Raw genomic sequence first — 19,440 nt, 5'->3', positions numbered from 1 at the left:
AGTATGTTCCTGGACGGAACAAACGCTCTCAGGTCCAGTATTCCGGCAGGTTAAGACCCTGTGTCGAGCTTCACACGGGCCGCTACGGGCAGGTGATCGCTGTTCGTGCGCGGCAGCGTCCAGCTCTTCTCCGGTTCCACGCCCTTCACCAGGATCTGGTCGATGCGGGCCATCGGGAACGACGCCGGCCAGCTGAACCCGAAGCCGCTGCCCGCCGCGCCCTGCGTGGAGCGCATCTGGGAGGTGACGCCGTTGAGCGCGCGGTCGTTCATGGTGCCGTTCAGGTCGCCGAGCAGCACGACCTGCTTCAGGGGCTCGTCGGAGATGGCCTCGCCGAGCGCGTCGGCGCTCTTGTCCCGCTGCCGGGCGGTGAACCCGGCCTCCATCTTCACCCGCACCGAGGGCAGGTGGGCGACGTAGACCGCGACCGGGCCCTTGGGCGTCGCGACGGTGGCGCGCATCGCCCGCTTCCAGCCGAGCTTGATGTCGACAGCGTGGACACCGGTCATCGGGTACTTGCTCCACAGCCCGACCGTGCCGACGACCGCGTGGTACTTGTACGTCGACGCCAGCGCCTTCTCGTAGACGGGTACGGCGGAGGCGGGCAGCTCCTCCAGGGCCAGGACGTCGGCGCCGGACGCGGCCACGCCGGTGGCGGTCGCGGCCGGGTCGGGGTTGTCGGCATTGACGTTGTGGGTGGCCACCGTGAGGTCTCCGCCACCGCCGGACTTGTCGGTCAGCAGCCCGCCGAAGAGGTTCAGCCAGACGATCGCCGGGAGCAGGAGCGCGATCAGCGCGATCACCGACCGGCGGATCAGGGCGAGGACCAGCAGCACCGGGACGGCCAGGCCCAGCCAGGGCAGAAACGTCTCGGTGAGCGAGCCGAGGTTGCCCACCACGTTCGGCATGTGCGCGTGCAGCAGCATCACCAGGGCGAGCAGCAGGGCCAGCACGGCGAGGACGGCGCCGCGCCGCCACACGCGCTTGTCGTTCCGCCACCCGGCGAACAGGCGGTGCTTCAGGCGCCGGAGCCGGGATCCCGGCCGCTCGGGCTCCGAGCCGTCGCCCGCCGTCTCCGTCATGTACGCCTGCTGCGCCATACCGTCTGCCTCACTGCCTGCCGTGCACACCGTTCGCCCCCGTTGCTCTTCCGACCCTAGGGGATGATCGGCTCCGTTCCGCCGTCCCATGACGGCCGTACGGAAGACGAGGACGAACGAGCCGGGGCCGCGAGTTCCGGTGACCCCCGGGGTGCGTGGGGTCTGTGACGAAACACGCACATTAGCGCTACGGCGCCGTGGACCTGACGGGACGTAGGCCGTCCAGGACCGCGTCGACGATCTGCTCCGCCAGTCCCTCGGGCAGTTCGGCGTCGGGGCGCATGACGGAGCGGACGAGCATGGGGCCGACGAACATGTCGTTGGCCAGGTCCAGGTCGATGTCCGCGCGGATCTCGCCGTTCTCCTGCGCGCGGCGCAGCAGGTCCAGGGCGAGGTCGCGGCGGGGCGCTATGACGCCGGCGTGGTACGCCGCCCAGATCCGCGGGCTGCTCTTCATCTGCGCGTACACGTTGTGCAGGATCGCCGAGGAGCGGCTGACCAGGCCGCGCCGGCGCAGGGACTCCAGCAGCACGACGAGGTCGTCGCGCAGGGAGGTGCCGGGAAGCTCGGGGTCGGGGGGTTCGGCGGCGCGTACGACGTCGACGAACAGTTCCTCCTTGCCGCTCCAGCGGCGGTAGATGGTGGCCTTGCCGACCCCGGCGGTGCGGGCGACCCGCTCGATGGACAGCTCGGCGAGGGGCACGCCCTCCTCCAGGAGCTTCATCACGCCCTCCAGGATGGCGCGTTCCACCGCTTCGCTGCGCGGCCGGCCCCGTGCGGGTCCGTCCGGGCGCGGCCGGCTCTCGGCAAGGCTCACGACGATCCGTCCTCTCACTGTGCTGCGGGGATTGTCCCGCAGCCGCCTCCTTCCCCCGTGGAACCGCGCGCGGAGCTCACTCCCCGGCGGCGACCAACTCCGGTTCCGTCTCGCGCCGCTGACCGGCGGGCGGCTTGCCCGGCAGGAACAGGAAGGTCACCACGGCGCCGATCAGCGCGACGCCCGTACCGCACAGGGCGGTGACGTGCATGGCGTGCAGGAACGCGTCGTGGGCGGGGGTGACCAGGGCCTCGCCCCGCGGACCGAGCTTCTCGGCGACGCCGAGGGTGGCCTCGATGGACTCGCCGGCGGTCGCACGCAGGTTGGGCGGCAGCAGGCCGAGCTTGTCCTCGATGCCGTTGCGGTACGCGGTGGCGAGCACCGAGCCGAGCACGGCGATGCCGAGGGCGCCGCCGACCTGGCGGAAGGTGTTGCTGAGCGCCGAGGCGGAGCCGGCCTTCTCGCGGGGCAGGGCCTGCATGATGACGACCGAGGTCGGGGTCATGATGTGCGCCATGCCGGTGCCCATGAGGAAGAAGACGACCTCCAGCAGCCAGATCGGCGTGTCGGCCTCGAACGTGGCGAACGCGGCCAGCGTCGCCGCGATCAGCACCAGACCGCCGGTGGTGGTGGCCTTGTTGCCGAACCGGTCGACCAGCAGCCGGGCGCGGGGCGCGAAGATCAGCTGGGCCGCGGCGAGGGGCAGCATCAGCACACCCGACTCCAGCGGGGAGTAGCCGCGCACGCTCTGGGTGTAGAAGACGCCGAAGAACGTGACGCCCATCAGCGCGAAGAAGACCAGCGCGATGGCGCTCATGGCGGCCGAGAAGACCTTGTTGCGGAAGTAGGTGACGTCCAGCGACGGGTGGTCGCTGCGCTTCTCGAAGACGACGAAGGCGGTCAGCACGACGAGCCCGGCGGCGATGGCGCCCAGCGCCTTGGCATCGGTGAAGTCGGCCAGCTCACCGCCCTTGATGATGCCGTAGACGAGCAGCACGAGGCCGACGACGGACAGGACCACGCCGATGGGGTCGAGGCGGCCGGGCCGCGGGTCGCGGGAGTCGGGCACCAGCCAGGCCATCAGGACGAGCGCGACGATGACGATGGGCACGTTGACGAGGAAGACCGAGCCCCACCAGAAGTGGTCGAGGAGCGCGCCGCCGGTGATCGGGCCGATGGCGATGGCGAGGCCGACGCCGCCGGCCCAGATGCCGATGGCCTTGGGCTGTTCCTCGCGCTCGAAGACGTTCATGAGCACGGCGAGGGTGGCGGGCATGACGAAGGCGGCACCGAGGGCCATCAGCGCGCGGTAGGCGATCAGCTGGCCGGGCGAGCCGGACTCGGCGGCGAGCGCGGAGCCGATGCCGAACACGAGGATGCCGCCGAGCAGCACCTTCTTGCGGCCGAGCCGGTCGCCGACGAGTCCGGCGGTGAACAGCAGGCCGGCGAAGACGAGGGTGTAGGCGTTGATCGCCCACTCGATCTGGCTCTGCGTGGCGCCGAGGCCGGTGGGCGCCGGGGTGGCGATGGTCTTGATCGCGACGTTCAGGATGGAGTTGTCGAGCACCACGATCAGCAGGCTGAGCATGAGCACGCCGAGGATCGCCCAACGGCGCCGGTGCACCGCTTCCGGTATTCGGGAGGCAGGGACGGGACTTGTCATGTGTTCGAGCCTACGATCATTCCGATACGGAACCGTCTCGTATCTTATTTCTTTACCAAGGCCTTACGCGGCTCGGCTCACAGGGGGGTACCCCTGGCCCCGAATGGCACGAGGTGCCACCATGGAGTCGATCCGGGGACGCCGTCAGGGCGCCTCGAGATGACTGAAGGAGCCGTTGCCATGACGCAGCTTTCGGCTGCCCAGAACAAGCCTTCCGACGGCAGCAAGGCGCTGTACGGGGGGAAGGGCACCCGCCGCATCACCGTCCGCGACATCGCCCTCGCCAAGGAGCGGGGCGAGAAGTGGCCCATGCTCACCGCCTACGACGCCATGACCGCGTCCGTCTTCGACGAGGCCGGGATCCCGGTCATCCTGGTCGGCGACTCGGCGGGCAACTGCCACCTCGGCTACGAGACCACCGTCCCCGTCACCCTCGACGAGATGACCATGCTGTCGGCGGCCGTCGTACGCGGCACGACCCGGTCCCTGATCGTCGGCGACCTGCCCTTCGGCTCCTACCAGGAGGGCCCGGTGCAGGCGCTGCGCTCGGCGACCCGGCTGGTGAAGGAGGCCGGGGTCGGCGCGGTCAAGCTGGAGGGCGGCGAGCGGTCGCACGAGCAGATCCGGCTGCTGGTGGAGTCCGGCATCCCGGTCATGGCCCACATCGGGCTGACCCCGCAGTCCGTCAACGCGATGGGCTACCGCGTGCAGGGGCGCGGCGAGGAGGCGGCACAGCAGTTGCTGCGCGACGCCAAGGCCGTGCAGGACGCGGGGGCGTTCGCGGTGGTGCTGGAGCTGGTTCCGGCGGAACTGGCGGCCGAGGTGACGCGGGTGCTGCACATCCCGACGGTCGGTATCGGCGCCGGCCCGGAGACGGACGCGCAGGTCCTGGTCTGGACGGACATGCTCGGACTGACCTCCGGCCGGGTCCCGAAGTTCGTCAAGAAGTACGCGAACCTGCGTGAGGTCATGGGCGACGCGGCGAAGGCGTTCGCCGAGGACGTCGTCGGCGGGACGTTCCCGCTGGAGGAGCACTCCGTCCACTAGGCCACTGCGGCACCACCGGGCAGCCCGCCGATCGTCCCCCGTCGGCGGGCTGCCCCGCGTCCGTCGGTCTGCTGTCGGCGGGTGTCGGTCGGCTGTCGGTGGTTTGTCGGTGGGGGCTGGCACTGTCGTCGGCATGACACGCATCGACGACAACCCCGTCGGCGGACGCTCCGCCGTGACCGTACGGGGACTGGTCAAGCACTACGGCGAGACCAAGGCACTGGACGGTGTCGACCTGGACGTGCGCGAGGGCACCGTGATGGGTGTGCTCGGGCCGAACGGCGCCGGCAAGACCACCCTCGTACGGATCCTGTCCACCCTCATCTCCCCCGACGCCGGACAGGCCACGGTGGCCGGCTACGACGTCGTACGGCAGCCCCGCCAGCTCCGCCGGGTCATCGGCCTCACCGGCCAGTACGCCTCGGTGGACGAGAAGCTGCCGGGCTGGGAGAACCTGTACCTGATCGGCCGGCTGCTGGACCTGTCCCGCAAGGACGCCCGCGCCCGCGCCGACGAACTGCTGGAGCGGTTCTCGCTGACGGAGGCGGCCAGGCGGCCCGCGGGCACGTACTCCGGCGGTATGCGGCGGCGGCTGGACCTGGCCGCGTCCATGATCGGCCGGCCCGCCGTGCTGTACCTGGACGAGCCGACCACCGGCCTCGACCCCCGCACCCGCAACGAGGTGTGGGACGAGGTGAAGGCGATGGTCGGCGACGGCGTCACCGTGCTGCTCACCACCCAGTACATGGAGGAGGCCGAGCAGCTCGCCTCCGAGCTGACCGTGGTGGACCGGGGCAAGGTCATCGCGAACGGCGGGATCGAGGAGCTGAAGGCCCGCGTCGGCGGGCGCACCCTGCGGGTGCGGCCGGTGGACCCGCTGGAGCTGCGCCCGCTCGCCACGATGCTGGACGAGCTGGGCATCACCGGGCTCGCCACGACCACCGTGGACGCCGAGACCGGGACCCTGCTGGTGCCGATCCTCAGCGACGAGCAGCTGACCGCCGTGGTCGGCGCGGTCACCGCGCGCGGCATCACGGTCTCCTCCATCACCACCGAACTGCCCAGCCTGGACGAGGTGTTCCTGTCGCTCACCGGCCACCGCGCCGGCGCCCCGCAGGACGCCATGCCCGCCGACGACCGTCAGGAGGTCGCCGTATGACCGCCGCCACCCTGTCCCCGACCGTCCCGAAGACCGACACGCCGATCCCGCTGCGGGCCCATCTGCGCCACACCGGCGCGCTGATCCGCCGCAACCTGCTGTGGATCCGCCAGGACCCGGAGTCGATGTTCGACGCGATCCTGTTCCCGGTGGTCTTCACCCTGCTGTTCGTGTACGTCTTCGGCGGCTCCATCGGCAAGTCCCTGGGCGGCGGACAGGACCAGTACGTCCAGTACGTCATCCCCGGCCTCATGGCCATGATGGGCATGAACATGGCCCAGGGCGTGGGCACCGGCTTCAACCAGGACTTCAACTCCGGTGTCATGGACCGCTTCCGGTCCCTGCCGATCGGGCGCGGCTCCGTGCTCTTCGCGAAGATCGCGGTGGAGCTGATGCGGATGCTGTTCGCGACCGCGGTGCTGATGGTGGTGGCCCTCCTCGTGGGCTACGACATCAACAGCTGGAGCGGCCTGCTGGCCTCCGTGGGGCTGTCGGCCGTGTTCGGCTCGGCGCTGATGTGGGTGTTCCTGACCCTCGGCGTGGTGATGAAGAACGCGCAGTCGGTGCAGGCGATGGGCTTCCTGGTGCTGATGCCCTTGCAGTTCGGCTCGTCGATCTTCGCGCCGACCGCCTCGATGCCGGGCTGGCTCCAGGCGTTCACCGACTACAACCCGCTGTCGTCGCTGGCCGACACCGCGCGCGGTCTGATGGAGGGCGGCCCGGTCGCGCACGACCTGTGGGTGACGCTGATCTGGTCGGTCGGCCTGACCGCGGTCATGGCTCCGGTCGCCATCCACAAGTTCCGCACGAAGAGCTGACGTATCCCCGGTACTCAGAACAGGGCGGTGGCCTCCGCGAGGGAGAGGCCACCGCCCTCGGCGTACGCGGCCTCGTACGAGAGCGGGTCGAGCGCCTCCCGGATCCGCGCCTCGGTCAGGGCGTGGCACCGCCGCTCCACGTCGGAGGGGATGTGGCCGGGCGGCAGCAGCGCGTCGGCGGCGCCCAGGCAGCGGGCGGCGTCGGCGGCGCGGTCGCCGCCGTCGGCGCGGGCCAGGGCCATCGCCGCGATGGTGAGGCAGATGGAGCTCAGGTGCGGGTTGAGGGCCTCGGACAGCGGGTTGGCGCCGAGACGGACGGCCCTGCGGACCCGGGTGAGGGCTTCCTCCGTGCGCTCGTCCACGGCGTCCACCCAGGCCTCCTGGGAGGTGATCATCGCGTCGAAGACGACGAAGCGCGCGATGGTGACCTCCTCGCGCGTCCGCCGGAGCTGTTCGCGGGCCTCCGCGGTGCGGCCGGTCAGGCTGAGCCAGCCGGCGAGGAAGAGCCGCGCGAAGGGCACGGCCTCGTTGTGGGCGCCGTGCCGGTCCGCGGTGACGTCGCGGAGCATCCGCTCGCCGCGTTCGCTCTCGCCGGCCTGCACGAGCACGCTGCCGAGCCGGGCGCGGAGTACGGCGACCTGGGCGTGGGCGCCGAGGCGTTCGGCGTGCTCGATGGCGGCCTGGTAGTCGGCGGCGGCCTCGCGGTGGGCGCCCTTGCGTTCGTTGGCCTCGCCGCGGGCGGACAGGGCCTCGGTGATGCCCCAGGCGTCGCCGAGCCGGTGGTAGATCTCCAGGGACTCGTCGGCGTCGCGGGTGGCGTCGCCGGCCCAGGAGGCACGGTTGGCCAGGAGGTTGGCGCGCAGGTGGAGGGCGCCGGCCAGCTCCCACTCGTAGCCCGGTGTCTCCCGGCAGGTCCGCACGTTGGCGTCCACGATGGTGCGCACCACGTCGGCGCCGCCGGTCAGCAGCCCGGCGAAGAACCACAGCATGCCCGGGGGCCGGCAGGTCTGCGGCAGGCCGGGCTCGTAGACCTGGGCGACGACGCGGAGCTTCGCCTGCGCCTCGGGGGTCTGCCAGAGGTCGATCTCGGTGTCCATGCAGGCCAGATGGGCCAGGTGGACCCCGCGCCGGGCCTCGGCGAGGAGTTCGCCGGTGTACGGCGGCGGGGCGTCGGTGCAGCGCTGCCACACCGGTTCGGCGCGGCGGACCGGTTCGGTGAACGGGTCGGGGCCGAGCGCCATGACCTCCCGGCACCAGGTGCGGATCTCGATGCGCTGGTCGCGCATCTGCCAGAACCAGAACAGGGACAGGACCAGGCACAGGCCCTCCTGCTCGTCGCGTTCGGCGATCGCGTGCCGGAACGCGGTGCGCAGGTTCTCGTACTCCAGCTGGAACCGGTCGATGGCGGCGCGCTGCTCGGAACCGCGCAGCAACGGGTCGGTGGTGCGGGCGAGTTCCCGGTAGTGGGTCAGTTGGGCACGCTCGGCCTCCGCGCGGTGGCCGGTCTCCGCGAGGCGTTCGGCGGCGTACTCGGCGACGGTCTCCAGCAGCCGGTAGCGCATGCCGCCGTCGGCCGCGGGGGCGGCCACCACCAGGGACTTGTCGACCAGGGAGCCGAGCGCGTCCAGGGCGGCCGGCCCGCACACCGCCTCGGCGGCGGCCAGGTCGCAGCCGCCGGCGAACACCGACAGCCGGGCGAGGACGTCCCGTTCACCGGCGTCCAGCAGGTCCCAGGACCAGTCGACGACGGCTCTGAGGGTCTGCTGGCGGGGCAGCACGGTGCGGCTGCCGGAGGTGAGCAGCCGGAAGCGGTCGTCCAGCCGGTCCGCTATCTGGCGCGGTGTCAGCATGCGCAGCCGGGCCGCCGCCAGCTCGATCGCGAGGGGCAGCCCGTCCAGGCGGCGGCAGATCTCGGCGCACGCCTCCGGGTCGTCCTCGACCCGGAAGCCGGGGCGGGCCGCCGCGCCCCGGTCGGCGAGCAGCCGCAGCGCGACCGGCTCGGGCAGCGGCTCCACGGGCCGGACCAGCTCCCCCGGCACACCGAGGGGTTCGCGGCTGGTGGCGAGGACGGTCAGCTCCGGGCAGCGGGCCAGCAGGTGCTCGGTGAGCCGGGCGGCGGCGTCCACGACGTGCTCGCAGTTGTCCAGGATGATCAGCATGCGGCGCCGGGCGCAGTGCTCCACGAGCCGTTCGACGGGGTCGCCGTGCCGGTCGGAGACCGCGCGCATGCCGTCCACGCCGGCACCGTGCAGCACGGTCTCGCGGGCGCCGATCGCGGTGAGCACGGCCTGCGGTACGGCGTCCGGGGCGTCCACGGGGGCCAGCTCGGCGAGCCACACCCCGTCCCGGACGGTGTGCCGTACCGCCTCGGCGGCCTCCTGGGACAGCCGGGTCTTGCCGGCGCCGCCGGGCCCCAGCAGGGTGACCAGGCGGGCCGTGGACAGGTCGGCGCCGATGGCCCGGAGGTCGGCTTCCCGGCCGACGAAGGAGGTGAGCCGGGCGGGCAGGTTGCCCAGGCGGGCCACGGCGGGCCGCTCGGCCGGTTCCTCGCACAGCAGCTCGGCGTGCAGGGCGCGCAGTTCGGGGCCGGGGTCGGAGCCGAGCCGGTCCGCGAGGAGGCGTCGTACGTCCTCGTAGGCGGCGAGTGCCTGCGCGGGGCGGCCGGTGTCGCGCAGGGCGCGCAGCCGCAGCGCCTGGAGGGGTTCGTCCAGCGGGTGGCTGTCGCACAGGGCGGTCAGCTCGGGCAGCGCCCGCTCGGCCTCGCCGAGGGCGAGGGCGGCGGTGTGCCGGGCGCGCAGGGCGTCGAGCCGGCGGGTCTCCCAGCGGACCGCCTCGGCGGTGCGGTCGGGCAGATCGGCGAGGGCGGGGCCGCGCCACAGGGCGAGGGCGTCGTCGAGGACGGCGGCGGCCTTGGCCGGGTCGCCGTCGGCGAGGGCGGCGAGGCCGTCACCGGTCAGCCGGTCGAAGCGGCCGAGGTCGACGTCGTCGGGGGCGGCGGTGAGCCGGTAGCCGCCGTCGGCGGAGACGACGGCGCCGGCACCGAGGGCCCGGCGGAGCCGGCCGACGAGCGCCTGGAGGGCGCCGGTGGCGTCGGCGGGCGGGTCGGCGCCCCACACCTCGTCCACCAGCACGCCGGCGGGCACGGTCCGCCCGGCCCTGAGCGCGAGCACGCTCAGCAGGGCACGCAACCGGGCCCCGCCGACCGGAACGGCCGTACCGTCGGGGCGGATCGCCTGGGTGGTGCCGAGCAGCCGATAGCGCACGGGGTCCATTCTCTCCGGAGTGGTCAGCGGAGGTCACCGGGGTGCGGCGGCGTGCCGTCCGGGCTGGTTCCGAGGGTCACCAGCACGCCCACGGCCCGGCGGACACGGTACGGAACCCGCCGTGGCGGCTGTTCCTCCCGCTCGAACGCGCCGAACCACTCGGGGCAGGCGTCGACCGGCTCCAGGGTGAGGGCTCCGGGCACCGGCTCCAGCTCGCGCCCGGCCGCGACGAAGACCACCGCGCCGGGTGCCGCGGCGGGCGGTGCGACGGTGCGCGGGTCGTGACGGGCCAGGAACTCCTGGTGCACCAGGTCGATGCCCCGGACCCGGCCGACGGTCGCCCGGCCGGGTCCGCCGTGGTTCTCCACCCAGGCGGCGGCGCCGTAGCAGTCGTCCTCCTCGGCCGCCGGCACCAGCCGCCACGCGATCTCGTCCCCGACGGCGAACGGTGTGCCGCAGCACTCCATCTGCCAGTCCGCGTAATACACCCTGATCCGTGGCATTCCTTCACCTTCCCGGAACCGGGCGGCCACCGCGAGACGTTTTCCCCATGTGTCCGCGGCCGGTACGGTCGCAGTTCCCGACCGTCCCCGGCCGCAGCACAGGAGCTTGCCCATGACCACCGCCACCACCCGTCACGGCGACCGGCAGGTCAGTCCCGTGTTCGTCGGCATCCTGGCCGTGACGGCGGTGACCGGCTGGGCCACCTGGAGCGGGTTCGCCGCGCAGCCGGGCATCGCGGTGTTCCTGTTCGTGACGGCGGCCTGGATCGTCTCCCTGTGCCTGCACGAGTACGCGCACGCCCGCACCGCCCTGCACAGCGGGGACATCACGGTCGGCGCGAAGGGCTACCTCACGCTGAACCCGCTGAAGTACACGCACGCGCTGCTGAGCATCGTGCTCCCGGTGCTGTTCGTCATCATGGGCGGCATCGGTCTGCCCGGCGGCGCGGTGTTCATCGAGCGGGGCCGCATCCGGGGCCGCTGGCGGCACAGCCTGATCTCGGCGGCGGGCCCGCTGACGAACGTGCTGTTCGCGGCGGTGTGCACGGCCCCGTTCTGGCTGCACGCGCTGGACGGCGTGCCCGCGGACTTCCGGTTCGCGCTGGCGTTCCTTGCGCTGCTCCAGGTGACGGCGGCGCTGCTGAACTTCCTGCCGGTGCCGGGCCTGGACGGCTACGGGGTGATCGAGCCGTGGCTGTCGTACAACGTCAAGCGGCAGGTGGAGCCGTTCGCGCCGTTCGGGCTGCTGTTCGTGTTCGCGCTGCTGTGGCTGCCGTCGGTCAACAGCGCGTTCTTCGACGTGATCGACTCGATCATGCGGGCGCTGAACGTCGACGACTTCTCCCGCTACTGCGGCCAGGACCTGTACCGGTTCTGGCAGGGCGACAACGAGTACTGCGCCGCGGTCAGCTCGTGACGGACCCGTTGCGGGCCGTCTTCCCGCGCTTGGCGTAGTACCAGGTCATGTTGGACGACAGGCCCGCCAGCAGCACCCAGACGATGCCCAGCCAGCTCCCCTGCACGAAGGAGACGACCGCCGCGGCCACGGCGAGGAGGCAGACGATCAGGGTGTAGAGGGCGATGCGGGGCATGGGGGTCGGCTCCGGATCCGGTCGGGGGACACTGCTTGGGGTTCCAGTGTCCCCCATGGCCGGACACGGCCGGACCCGGCTCACACGTCGGTGACGCGGAGCCCGGCGTGTGCCTTGTACCGGCGGTTGACGGAGATCAGGTTCGCGACCAGCGACTCGACCTGGTGGGCGTTGCGCAGCCGGCCCGCGAAGACGCCGCGCATGCCGGGGATGCGCCCGGCCAGCGCCTGCACGATCTCGACGTCGGCGCGCTCCTCGCCGAGCACCATGACGTCGGTGTCGATCTGCTCGATCTCCGGGTCCTGGAGCAGGACGGCCGACAGGTGGTGGAAGGCGGCGGCGACCCGGGAGTCCGGCAGCAGGGCGGCGGCCTGCTCGGCGGCGCTGCCCTCCTCCGGCTTGAGGGCGTAGGCGCCCTTCTTGTCGAAGCCGAGCGGGTTGACGCAGTCCACGACGAGCTTTCCGGCCAGCTCCTCGCGCAGCGACTTCAGGGTGTCGCCGTGGCCCTCCCACGGGACGGCGACGATCACGATGTCGCTGCGGCGCGCGGTCTCGGCGTTGTCGGCGCCCTCGACGCCGTGGCCGAGTTCCCCGGCGGCGGCCCGGGCCCGCTCGGCGGCGCGGGAGCCGATGATCACTTTCTGGCCGGCCCGCGCGAGCCGGTAGGCGAGGCCCTTGCCCTGCGGTCCGGTGCCGCCGAGCACGCCGACGACGTACCCGGAGACGTCGGGCAGGTCCCAGGGGTCCTTGGCGGGGGCCTTGGCAGGGGTCTGTGCGCTGTCGGTAGAGGTCATGGGCCGACTCTACGTCCGCCGCCGGTTCCGTTCCGGCTCAGGTCAGCCGGTGTACGGGCACCCGGCGGAAGGTGATCGTCGCGTAGGCGCCGAAGTCGCCCGTCTCGTACAGCAGCCCGACGGTGTGCGGGTCGACGCGGACCAGGTCGGAGTAGGCGGCGGGCAGCCCGTCGACGGTGAACGCCGGGCGCCAGGTGGTGCCGCCGTCGTCGGAGGCGCGGATCGTCATCAGGGCGCGGGCGGCGGGGTCGGCGGGGGCGGAGAAGAGCAGCAGGTCGGGGTCGCGGAGCTGGAGCACGGAGCCCTGGCAGACCGGCGCGGTCAGCCCGGCCTGCGGGCGGAAGGGCTTGACGAGGCTCTTGCCGCCGTCCTTGGAGTGGGCGTCGGCGCGGTTGCCGGGTGACGGGGAGTCGTTGCGGGTGTTGAGGTAGACGCGGCCGTCGGGGAGTTCGGCGGCGGTGGTCTCGTTGACGTTGACGTAGCCGTCGGTGTTCTCGTCCAGGTAGCCCAGGTACCAGCTCTCGCCGCGGTCGTCGCTGAGCAGGCAGTGCCCGCTGTTGTACCTGGCCTCGGCGCCGGTGTCGGTGCCGGTGGGCGGCAGGGTGTGGTTGGCCGGGACGAGGACGCGGCCGGACGTCAGCTGGAGGGCGTGACCGGGGGTGGTGGCGTACCAGCGCCAGCCGGGCTTCTTCACCTGCTTGGTGATCTCCCTGGGCCTGGACCAGGTCACCCCGTCGTCGTCGCTGTGCTGGACCCACACGCGCCGCCCGTCGGCCTCCCCGACCTGGCCGCGCAGGATGGCTGCCTCGGTGGCGGTGGCGGCGGCGCGCACGTGCACGAGCAGGACGCGGCCGGTGTCCAGGACGACGGGTGCGGGGTTGCCGGCGAGGTTCGCGCCGTTGTCCGCGGCGACCTGGAGCGGGCCCCAGGTACGGCCGCCGTCCGTGGACCGCTTGAGCACGATGTCGATGTGCCCGTGGTCGGCGGCGGAGTCGACGCGGCCCTCGCAGAAGGCGAGCAGGGTGCCGGACCTGGAGGCGACGACGGCCGGTATGCGGAAGCTCGCGTATCCCTCGTGGCCCGCGCGGAAGGGGACGGTCACGTCGGTCATCGGGCGGCTCCTCGGGCCTGCGCGGCGGGCGGGATGGCAGCCACCATCCCCGGGTCGGGCGAATTCGCGGTGAACACCGCGTCACGAGTGCCGCGTTGCGGCAGGATGCGGTCGCATGGACGCCGTACGGGTCGCGTTGCTGCGGGAAGTGCTCGCCGGGACCGAGTGGCTGGGGGCCACCCGGAGGTTCGCGGCGGTGCTGCGCGGGTCGGTGGTGGCGCACGGCGGCGGGCTGCTGCTGGTGGGCACGCCGGAGTACGAGCCGTGGCACCTGGCCGCGCACCTGGTGGACGAGGCCGCGTGGTCGGGCACGCCCGAGCTGGCGCCGACGCTGGTACGGCAGCACGCGCGCCCCTCCGATCCCGCGCACCTGGCGGTGGGGCCGGGGCGGATCGCGGCGGCGCGGCGCGGGGAGACGCTGCTGGTGGTGGCACCCGAGGAGCCGGCGGCGCTGCTGGAGCGGGTGCACGATGCCCGGCGGGCCGGGGTGACGGTGCTGGCACTCGGCGCGGGCGGGGGCGAACTGGCCGCGATGGCGCACGACACGCTGGCGGTGCCTCAGGGGGCGGAGCTGGACCTGGACAGCGTGCAGCACCTGGTCAGCGCGGCGGCGGGCGAGAACGGGGGCTCTCCGAGGGCTCGACGGGGGTTCCGGGACCGCCTGTCACGGCTGACAGAAGCGCTGACGGCTCCGCCGCCTGCCCCTTGGTGACCACCCCGCCCACTCGGCCGAGGGGTGACCGCAGAGCCCTCCCGTGACGGCACCGGCCCGTGCGCGGGGGCGGGGGCGGGGGTGGGGGCGGAGTGAGTCCACGCGGGCACCTTCCGGCCTGCCACCCTCCGGTCCAGCCGCCGGCCCCACCCACCGCGGCCCGCCACTCGCTGGGGCGCGAGCGCGTCCGTGGGGGGTACTTCTCGGTCTGCCGAGTCGGGTGGGTGGGTGGGAAAGGGGCCGAAAAGCAGTTGCCCGGCGGTGCCGGGGCGTCGAGCATGCCTCAGTGAGCCGAGCCCTCCTCCCCGATCTCGCCCCCTGGAAAGCCTCCGCGGACTTCCGGCGCCTGTGGAAGTCCGGTCTGATCAGCAACTTCGGCAGCTTCCTGACGTTCGTCGCGCTGCCGGTCCAGCTCAAGGACCTGACGGGGTCCGCGGCAGCGGTCGGCGCGATCGGCGCCGTGGAGCTGCTGCCGCTCATCGTGTGCGGCCTCTACGGCGGCGCCCTCGCCGACGCCCTGGACAAGCGGAAGCTCATCGTCTGGACGGAGGCCGGCCAGGGCCTGCTCAGCGCCGCCCTGCTGCTGAACGCCCTGCTGCCCCGCCCCGCGGCCTGGCCGCTGTACGTCGTCGCCGCCCTCTCCTCCGCCCTGGTCTCCGTGCAGCGCCCGGCCCTGGACTCCCTGTGGCCCCGGATCGTCGCCCACGCCGACATGCCGGCGGCGGCCTCGCTGAACTCGCTGCGCTGGACCGTCGGCGGGGTCGCGGGCCCGGCGGTCGCGGGCGTGGTCGTCGCCTACGCGGGCCTCGGCTGGGCCTACGCGGCCGATCTGCTGACGTTCGCCGTCTCGTTGGCGTACATCGCGCGGATCGCCCCCTCCCCCGCCGCCGAGGAGGCCGCGAAGCCGGACCTGAAGGCCATCGCGGAGGGCGCGCGGTACGCGTGGAGCCGCAAGGAACTCCTCGGCACCTACGCCGTCGACCTCGCGGCGATGTTCCTGGCCATGCCGCTGGCCGTGCTGCCGTTCCTCGCCGACGACCTGCACGCGCGGTGGGCGCTCGGGCTGATGTACGCGACGATCCCGGCGGGGGCGCTGCTGGTGAGCCTGACCAGCGGCTGGGCCTCGCGGGTGCACCGGCACGGGCTGCTGGTGGCGCTGTCGGCCGCCGGGTGGGGCCTGGCGGTGGCGGCGGCCGGGGTCTGCGGGAACGTCTGGCTGGTGCTGCTGTTCCTCGCCGTCGGCGGCGGCTTCGACATGGTCAGCGGCATCTTCCGGGCGGCCATGTGGAACCAGACGATCCCGGACGAGCTGCGCGGCAGGCTCGCCGGGATCGAACTGCTGTCGTACTCGGTCGGCCCGCAGCTCGGCCAGGTCCGCGCGGGCGGCATGGCCGCGTGGGCGGGCGTGCGGGCCTCGGTCTGGTCCGGTGGTCTGGCGTGCGCGGGCGCGGTCGGACTGCTGGCGCTGTGCCTGCCGGGGCTGATGACGTACGACGCCCGCACGAACGAGCACGCGGTACGGATGCGCGAGCGGCGCGCGGCCGTATCGGCGTGATCAGTCCTCGTCGGTGCCGCCCCCGGCGGGCGCGTCGTGCCAGCGCGGGTCGTTCTCCCACTGGAGGTTGCGCTCGGCGGCGGTCTCCATCGCGCGCCGGGCCTCCTCGGGGGAGGCGTACGGCCCGAAGCGGTCCTTGCCCGGGCAGTCCGGGCCCTCTTCGACCTTCTTGTGTTCCAGGCAGTAGTACCACTCGCCCGGCTTGCCGACGGTGCGCTTCTTGAACAGGGCCATGAACAGCTCCTCTCGCCACCGACATGTTCCCCCATGTCCGCTGGTTAGACTCGCTTGCATGTCTGGCCAGTCGCTGCTCGTACCAGGGGAGCTGTCCCCCACCCGTTCGGTTCCCGGAAACATCCGCCGCCCCGAGTACGTCGGCAAGCCCGCGCCGGCGCCGTACACCGGGCCGGAGGTGCAGACCCCCGAGACCATCGAGGCGATGCGGACCGCCGGCCGTATCGCCGCGCGGGCGATGGCCGAGGCCGCGAAGCACATCGCGCCGGGGGTCACCACGGACCTGCTGGACAAGGTCGCGCACGAGTACATGTGCGACCACGGCGCCTACCCGTCCACGCTCGGCTACCGGGGTTTCCCGAAGTCGCTGTGCACCTCGGTCAACGAGGTCATCTGCCACGGCATCCCCGACTCGACGGTCCTCAACGACGGCGACATCGTCAACCTGGACGTGACGGCGTACATCGGCGGGGTGCACGGCGACAACAACGCCACCTACCTGGTCGGTGACGTGGACGAGGAGTCGCGGCTGCTGGTGGAGCGCACCCGCGAGGCGCTGGACCGGGCGATCAAGGCCGTCAAGCCCGGCCGGCAGATCAACGTCATCGGCCGGGTCATCGAGTCGTACGCCAAGCGGTTCGGCTACGGCGTGGTGCGGGACTTCACCGGGCACGGCATCAGCACGTCGTTCCACTCCGGGCTGATCATCCCGCACTACGACAGCCCGCACGCGACGACCGTGATGCAGCCGGGGATGACGTTCACGATCGAGCCGATGCTCACGCTGGGCACGCACGAGTACGACATGTGGGACGACGGCTGGACGGTCGTCACGAAGGACCGCAAGCGGACCGCGCAGTTCGAGCACACGCTGGTGGTGACGGAGACCGGCGCGGACATCCTGACCCTCCCCTGAGCGCGCTGCGACCGGGCCCCCACCGCGCGGGAGGGGACCCGGGCCGGATCAGCGCAGGTAGTCGCTACAGTGGGCGCCCGACCACGTCAGGTGGTTCTCCAGCGAGGTGAGGGTGCCGGCGTACGGGCTGCACACGGCCTCGTCGTCGGTCTTGGTGTCGTAGTGGGCGGCACTGGCCGTCGTGGCGCCGGACGCGGCGAGGGCGGCGGCGAGGGCCGTCGCGGCCAGGACAGATCTGATGCGCATGGTGCTCCTCTCAGGGAGGCGGAGTGGTCACGCCCAGAGGTCCCCGTTCGCCCCTGTCGGCCTTCGCGGGCACACACGGATCCACCCGAACGGGGGCTCGAAGGATCCCCCGGACGCGCGTGGGCGTCAGCGCTCCAGGTGGACGCGTCCGCCGACCTCGATCCAGCCGTGCGGCTGGGGGGCGGTCAGGAGCTGCGAGCCCTTGCCCTGGGTGATGTTCAGCGCCCGGCCCAGCAGGTCGGTGAGGAGCAGCGCCGCCGCGCCCGTCGCCTCGTCCTCCTCTATTTCGTCGTCGCGGCCGGGGAAGGCGCGGGCCCGGACCCGCCCGGCCGCCTCGTCCTCCCACGCCCACGCGTAGATCCACTCCCCCGGCGGCGGCACGTCGAGGGCGTCCACCTCGGCGGCGCTCGCGTACCGGCGCAGGGTGCGCGGGGGCGCCCACTCCGGGCGGGCCTCGATCCAGGTGAACTCGCCGTCCAGGCGGGTCCCGACGACCCCGGCGGAGGTGACCAGTTCGGGCACGTCGAGCAGCCAGGCCGTGCCCACGCAGGGGTGGCCCGCGAAGGGCAGGCGCAGCGTGGGGGTGTAGATGTCGATCACTCCGCGCTCGGGGTCGTCCACGAACACGGTCTCGCTGAAGCCGAGTTTGGCCGCCAGCGCCTGCCGGTCGCTCCGCTCGGGCAGCACCGAGCCGTCGCGGACGACTCCCAGTTCGTTGCCGTAGCCGCCGTTCGGCCCGCAGAAGACGCGGAGTACGTCGTAGTCAGTCACCGGGGAATTGAAACATCGCGGCGGCGGCGAGCGCCTCCCAGGCGGAGACACCACCGGGCAGGGGCCAGGACCGGGTGCGGGCCTCCCGCCGCCAGTCCTCCTCGTCCGGGAGCCGGGTGAGCACCACGCACGGCGGGGTGCGCCCTTCCGCGAGCGCGGCGACGGCCCTGTCGTGGCCGTCGAGCAGCAGCCAGCCGTCGAGGGCGGTGACCCACCAGAGCAACACCGGCGCCAGGGTGCCGTCGCGGGCGTGTGCGCGGTGGCGCGCACCCGGGGCGCGTCCTCGGCGGAGAGCGGACGCAAGCGCGACGGCGGCGGCTCCGGCCGGTTCCCCACCTCCAGCACCCGGCCGTCCGGTCCCGGCGGCTCCCTGCGCGCACTCCCCATGCCCCACCCTGCCACCGCGTGAGAGCTGAATCACGGGAGGGAGGGGTATGGGTGAGGATAGCCTCATGTAAGTTAGGGCAGCCTCACCAGACCAGATCCGCTTGGAGCCTGCATGCGCGCCGTCCGACTGACCGTCACCGCCGCCGCCACCGCGGCGGCTCTGACCGCCCTCTCGGCCTGCACCGCGAAAAGCGATGCCAAGGACGGTGACGCCATCCAGGTCACGGCCGCCGACTCCACGTGCGAGACCTCCAGCACGTCGGTGCCGGCCGGCCAGGTGACGCTGAAGATCGAGAACACGGGCTCGAAGGCGACCGAGGTCGAGATCCTGTTCCCGGACGACCGGATCGTCTCCGAGAAGGAGAACATCGGTCCGGGCACCAAGTACACGCTCACCGCCGAGGTGAAGGCCGGCTCGTACGAGATCGCCTGCCGGCCCGGCATGAAGGGCCACGGCGTCCGGCAGAAGCTGACCGTGACCGGCGGCGGCAGCGCCGCCAAGCGCGACCCGAAGCTGGACTCGGCCGTCGCCGAGTACCGCCAGTACGCCCAGGACCAGGCCGACGAGACGCTGCCGAAGGCCGAGACCTTCGTGAAGGCGGTCAAGGACGGCGACCTGGAGGCCGCGAAGAAGTCCTACGGCCTCTCCCGTCTCGGCTGGGAGCGCACCGAGCCGGTCGCCGAGTCCTTCGGCGACATCGACCCGAAGGTCGACGTCCGCGAGGACGGCCTGGAGGCCGGCCAGAAGTGGACCGGCTGGCACCGGCTGGAGAAGGCCCTCTGGCACGACAAGAAGATCGGCGCCGAGGAGAAGGCCCTCGCCGACCGGCTGCTGACGGACCTCAAGGACTGGCAGGGCCGGGTCGGCAAGGCCGAGATCACCCCGACCTCCATGGCCAACGGCGCCAAGGAGCTGCTGGACGAGGTCGCCACCGGCAAGGTCACCGGCGAGGAGGACCGCTACGCCCACACCGACCTGGTCGACTTCAAGGGCAACGTCGAGGGCGCGCAGAAGGCGTACGAGCTGCTGAAGCCGGTCGCCTCGAAGAACGACCCGGCGCTCACCAAGGAACTCGACAAGCAGTTCGCGGCGCTGGACGCGCTGCTCGACAAGTACCGGACGGACAAGACGTCGTACGACTTCGTCTCCTACGACAAGGTGACCAAGGACCAGCGCAAGGAGCTGTCGGACGCGGTGAACGCGCTCGCCGAGCCGCTGTCCAAGCTCGCCGCCGCGGTCGTGAAGTAAGCGA

The 19,440-nt window shown here is 72.5% G+C and carries 20 protein-coding genes; 8 read left to right on the top strand and 12 right to left on the bottom strand.

The features are described from left to right. Nucleotides 1-50 precede the first annotated feature (50 nt). From AQJ11_RS18660 to AQJ11_RS18650, 3 genes are all read right to left on the bottom strand, one after another. The gene (locus AQJ11_RS18660; RefSeq protein ID WP_014672346.1) at nucleotides 51-1,100 is read right to left on the bottom strand and encodes an endonuclease/exonuclease/phosphatase family protein; all 1,050 of its coding nucleotides are present in this window, start codon (nucleotides 1,098-1,100) and stop codon (nucleotides 51-53) included. A gap of 187 nt (nucleotides 1,101-1,287) precedes the next feature. After that, the gene (locus tag AQJ11_RS18655) at nucleotides 1,288-1,917 is read right to left on the bottom strand and encodes a TetR/AcrR family transcriptional regulator (protein WP_175252132.1); all 630 of its coding nucleotides are present in this window, start codon (nucleotides 1,915-1,917) and stop codon (nucleotides 1,288-1,290) included. 76 nt (nucleotides 1,918-1,993) lie between these two features. After that, entirely contained in the window at nucleotides 1,994-3,580 is a 1,587-nt protein-coding gene (locus AQJ11_RS18650; protein ID WP_237280815.1) for an MFS transporter, read from the bottom strand. Between the two features lie 180 nt (nucleotides 3,581-3,760). Between AQJ11_RS18650 and panB the strand changes: the two genes are divergently transcribed. From panB to AQJ11_RS18635, 3 genes are all read left to right on the top strand, one after another. Continuing rightward, nucleotides 3,761-4,627: a 3-methyl-2-oxobutanoate hydroxymethyltransferase gene (gene panB / locus AQJ11_RS18645; RefSeq protein WP_014672349.1), complete on the top strand. Its 867-nt coding sequence runs from the start codon at nucleotides 3,761-3,763 to the stop codon at nucleotides 4,625-4,627. A 133-nt stretch (nucleotides 4,628-4,760) separates the two neighbouring features. Next, nucleotides 4,761-5,786 carry an ATP-binding cassette domain-containing protein gene (locus tag AQJ11_RS18640; RefSeq protein WP_041665131.1) on the top strand — a complete coding sequence of 342 codons (1,026 nt, stop codon included), beginning with the start codon at nucleotides 4,761-4,763 and terminating at the stop codon, nucleotides 5,784-5,786. Beyond that, nucleotides 5,783-6,604 (top strand): ABC transporter permease, encoded by an 822-nt coding sequence (locus AQJ11_RS18635; RefSeq protein ID WP_014672351.1) that lies wholly within the window; start codon nucleotides 5,783-5,785, stop codon nucleotides 6,602-6,604. Before AQJ11_RS18640 ends, AQJ11_RS18635 begins: the two co-directional genes overlap by 4 nt. Before the next feature lie 14 nt (nucleotides 6,605-6,618). On the opposite strand, the gene AQJ11_RS18630 is transcribed toward AQJ11_RS18635, so the two are convergent. Together AQJ11_RS18630 and AQJ11_RS18625 are read right to left on the bottom strand one after the other, a co-directional pair. Further along, complete coding sequence (locus tag AQJ11_RS18630; RefSeq protein WP_059263805.1) at nucleotides 6,619-9,876, bottom strand: AfsR/SARP family transcriptional regulator; 3,258 nt, start codon at nucleotides 9,874-9,876, stop codon at nucleotides 6,619-6,621. Nucleotides 9,877-9,890: 14 nt separating this feature from the next. Next, the gene (locus AQJ11_RS18625; protein ID WP_244218291.1) at nucleotides 9,891-10,370 is read right to left on the bottom strand and encodes a DUF6578 domain-containing protein; all 480 of its coding nucleotides are present in this window, start codon (nucleotides 10,368-10,370) and stop codon (nucleotides 9,891-9,893) included. A 112-nt stretch (nucleotides 10,371-10,482) separates the two neighbouring features. Between AQJ11_RS18625 and AQJ11_RS18620 the strand changes: the two genes are divergently transcribed. After that, the gene (locus AQJ11_RS18620; RefSeq protein ID WP_014672354.1) at nucleotides 10,483-11,286 is read left to right on the top strand and encodes a site-2 protease family protein; all 804 of its coding nucleotides are present in this window, start codon (nucleotides 10,483-10,485) and stop codon (nucleotides 11,284-11,286) included. Here AQJ11_RS18620 and AQJ11_RS18615 read toward each other — a convergent pair. Genes AQJ11_RS18615 through AQJ11_RS18605 form a run of 3 tightly spaced genes read right to left on the bottom strand, consistent with a single transcriptional unit; the run spans nucleotide 11,276 to nucleotide 13,366 of the window. Next, nucleotides 11,276-11,518 carry a hypothetical protein gene (locus AQJ11_RS18615; protein WP_237280816.1) on the bottom strand — a complete coding sequence of 81 codons (243 nt, stop codon included), beginning with the start codon at nucleotides 11,516-11,518 and terminating at the stop codon, nucleotides 11,276-11,278. The two genes, AQJ11_RS18620 and AQJ11_RS18615, sit on opposite strands and share 11 nt — an antisense overlap. Before the next feature lie 23 nt (nucleotides 11,519-11,541). Continuing rightward, the gene (npdG, locus tag AQJ11_RS18610; protein WP_014672356.1) at nucleotides 11,542-12,255 is read right to left on the bottom strand and encodes an NADPH-dependent F420 reductase; all 714 of its coding nucleotides are present in this window, start codon (nucleotides 12,253-12,255) and stop codon (nucleotides 11,542-11,544) included. Between the two features lie 37 nt (nucleotides 12,256-12,292). After that, complete coding sequence (locus AQJ11_RS18605; RefSeq protein WP_059263803.1) at nucleotides 12,293-13,366, bottom strand: sialidase family protein; 1,074 nt, start codon at nucleotides 13,364-13,366, stop codon at nucleotides 12,293-12,295. A 115-nt stretch (nucleotides 13,367-13,481) separates the two neighbouring features. Here AQJ11_RS18605 and AQJ11_RS18600 point away from each other — a divergent pair, with 115 nt between their 5' ends. After that, nucleotides 13,482-14,078 carry a hypothetical protein gene (locus AQJ11_RS18600; RefSeq protein WP_014672358.1) on the top strand — a complete coding sequence of 199 codons (597 nt, stop codon included), beginning with the start codon at nucleotides 13,482-13,484 and terminating at the stop codon, nucleotides 14,076-14,078. Between the two features lie 286 nt (nucleotides 14,079-14,364). Beyond that, on the top strand, nucleotides 14,365-15,633 hold the full coding sequence (locus AQJ11_RS18595; RefSeq protein WP_079082352.1) for an MFS transporter: 1,269 nt from the start codon (nucleotides 14,365-14,367) through the stop codon (nucleotides 15,631-15,633). Here AQJ11_RS18595 and AQJ11_RS18590 read toward each other — a convergent pair whose 3' ends face one another. Next, entirely contained in the window at nucleotides 15,634-15,867 is a 234-nt protein-coding gene (locus AQJ11_RS18590) for a hypothetical protein (RefSeq protein ID WP_014672360.1), read from the bottom strand. A gap of 58 nt (nucleotides 15,868-15,925) precedes the next feature. Here AQJ11_RS18590 and map point away from each other — a divergent pair, with 58 nt between their 5' ends. Further along, a complete protein-coding gene (map, locus tag AQJ11_RS18585) occupies nucleotides 15,926-16,783 on the top strand; it encodes a type I methionyl aminopeptidase (protein ID WP_014672361.1) in 858 nt (285 codons plus the stop codon). 48 nt (nucleotides 16,784-16,831) lie between these two features. Here map and AQJ11_RS18580 read toward each other — a convergent pair whose 3' ends face one another. The 3 genes from AQJ11_RS18580 to AQJ11_RS18570 form a co-directional block, all read right to left on the bottom strand. Next, nucleotides 16,832-17,029: a hypothetical protein gene (locus AQJ11_RS18580; protein WP_014672362.1), complete on the bottom strand. Its 198-nt coding sequence runs from the start codon at nucleotides 17,027-17,029 to the stop codon at nucleotides 16,832-16,834. A gap of 126 nt (nucleotides 17,030-17,155) precedes the next feature. Beyond that, complete coding sequence (locus AQJ11_RS18575; protein WP_059263802.1) at nucleotides 17,156-17,800, bottom strand: PhzF family phenazine biosynthesis protein; 645 nt, start codon at nucleotides 17,798-17,800, stop codon at nucleotides 17,156-17,158. Beyond that, nucleotides 17,793-18,026 (bottom strand): hypothetical protein, encoded by a 234-nt coding sequence (locus tag AQJ11_RS18570; RefSeq protein WP_059263801.1) that lies wholly within the window; start codon nucleotides 18,024-18,026, stop codon nucleotides 17,793-17,795. Before AQJ11_RS18570 ends, AQJ11_RS18575 begins: the two co-directional genes overlap by 8 nt. A 273-nt stretch (nucleotides 18,027-18,299) precedes the next feature. Between AQJ11_RS18570 and efeO the strand changes: the two genes are divergently transcribed. Beyond that, nucleotides 18,300-19,436 (top strand): iron uptake system protein EfeO, encoded by a 1,137-nt coding sequence (efeO, locus tag AQJ11_RS18565; protein ID WP_014672366.1) that lies wholly within the window; start codon nucleotides 18,300-18,302, stop codon nucleotides 19,434-19,436. Nucleotides 19,437-19,440: the final 4 nt, after the last annotated feature.

The sequence above is a fragment of the Streptomyces corchorusii genome (genome assembly GCF_001514055.1).
Classification (GTDB): Bacteria; Actinomycetota; Actinomycetes; order Streptomycetales; family Streptomycetaceae; genus Streptomyces; species Streptomyces olivaceoviridis.
Note: the sequence above shows the minus strand (reverse complement) of the source record. Positions and strands in the feature narration are given on the sequence as shown.

Bases quoted from the DNA above. Each gene is read 5' to 3' on its own strand.
- AQJ11_RS18660 (WP_014672346.1), bottom strand. From the start codon at position 1,100: ATGGCGCAGCAGGCGTACATGACGGAGACGGCGGGCGACGGCTCGGAG.
- AQJ11_RS18650 (WP_237280815.1), bottom strand. From the start codon at position 3,580: ATGACAAGTCCCGTCCCTGCCTCCCGAATACCGGAAGCGGTGCACCGG.
- panB (WP_014672349.1), top strand. From the start codon at position 3,761: ATGACGCAGCTTTCGGCTGCCCAGAACAAGCCTTCCGACGGCAGCAAG.
- AQJ11_RS18640 (WP_041665131.1), top strand. From the start codon at position 4,761: ATGACACGCATCGACGACAACCCCGTCGGCGGACGCTCCGCCGTGACC.
- AQJ11_RS18635 (WP_014672351.1), top strand. From the start codon at position 5,783: ATGACCGCCGCCACCCTGTCCCCGACCGTCCCGAAGACCGACACGCCG.
- AQJ11_RS18630 (WP_059263805.1), bottom strand. From the start codon at position 9,876: ATGGACCCCGTGCGCTATCGGCTGCTCGGCACCACCCAGGCGATCCGC.
- AQJ11_RS18625 (WP_244218291.1), bottom strand. From the start codon at position 10,370: ATGCCACGGATCAGGGTGTATTACGCGGACTGGCAGATGGAGTGCTGC.
- AQJ11_RS18620 (WP_014672354.1), top strand. From the start codon at position 10,483: ATGACCACCGCCACCACCCGTCACGGCGACCGGCAGGTCAGTCCCGTG.
- AQJ11_RS18615 (WP_237280816.1), bottom strand. From the start codon at position 11,518: ATGGGGGACACTGGAACCCCAAGCAGTGTCCCCCGACCGGATCCGGAG.
- npdG (WP_014672356.1), bottom strand. From the start codon at position 12,255: ATGACCTCTACCGACAGCGCACAGACCCCTGCCAAGGCCCCCGCCAAG.
- AQJ11_RS18605 (WP_059263803.1), bottom strand. From the start codon at position 13,366: ATGACCGACGTGACCGTCCCCTTCCGCGCGGGCCACGAGGGATACGCG.
- AQJ11_RS18600 (WP_014672358.1), top strand. From the start codon at position 13,482: ATGGACGCCGTACGGGTCGCGTTGCTGCGGGAAGTGCTCGCCGGGACC.
- AQJ11_RS18590 (WP_014672360.1), bottom strand. From the start codon at position 15,867: ATGGCCCTGTTCAAGAAGCGCACCGTCGGCAAGCCGGGCGAGTGGTAC.
- map (WP_014672361.1), top strand. From the start codon at position 15,926: ATGTCTGGCCAGTCGCTGCTCGTACCAGGGGAGCTGTCCCCCACCCGT.
- AQJ11_RS18580 (WP_014672362.1), bottom strand. From the start codon at position 17,029: ATGCGCATCAGATCTGTCCTGGCCGCGACGGCCCTCGCCGCCGCCCTC.
- efeO (WP_014672366.1), top strand. From the start codon at position 18,300: ATGCGCGCCGTCCGACTGACCGTCACCGCCGCCGCCACCGCGGCGGCT.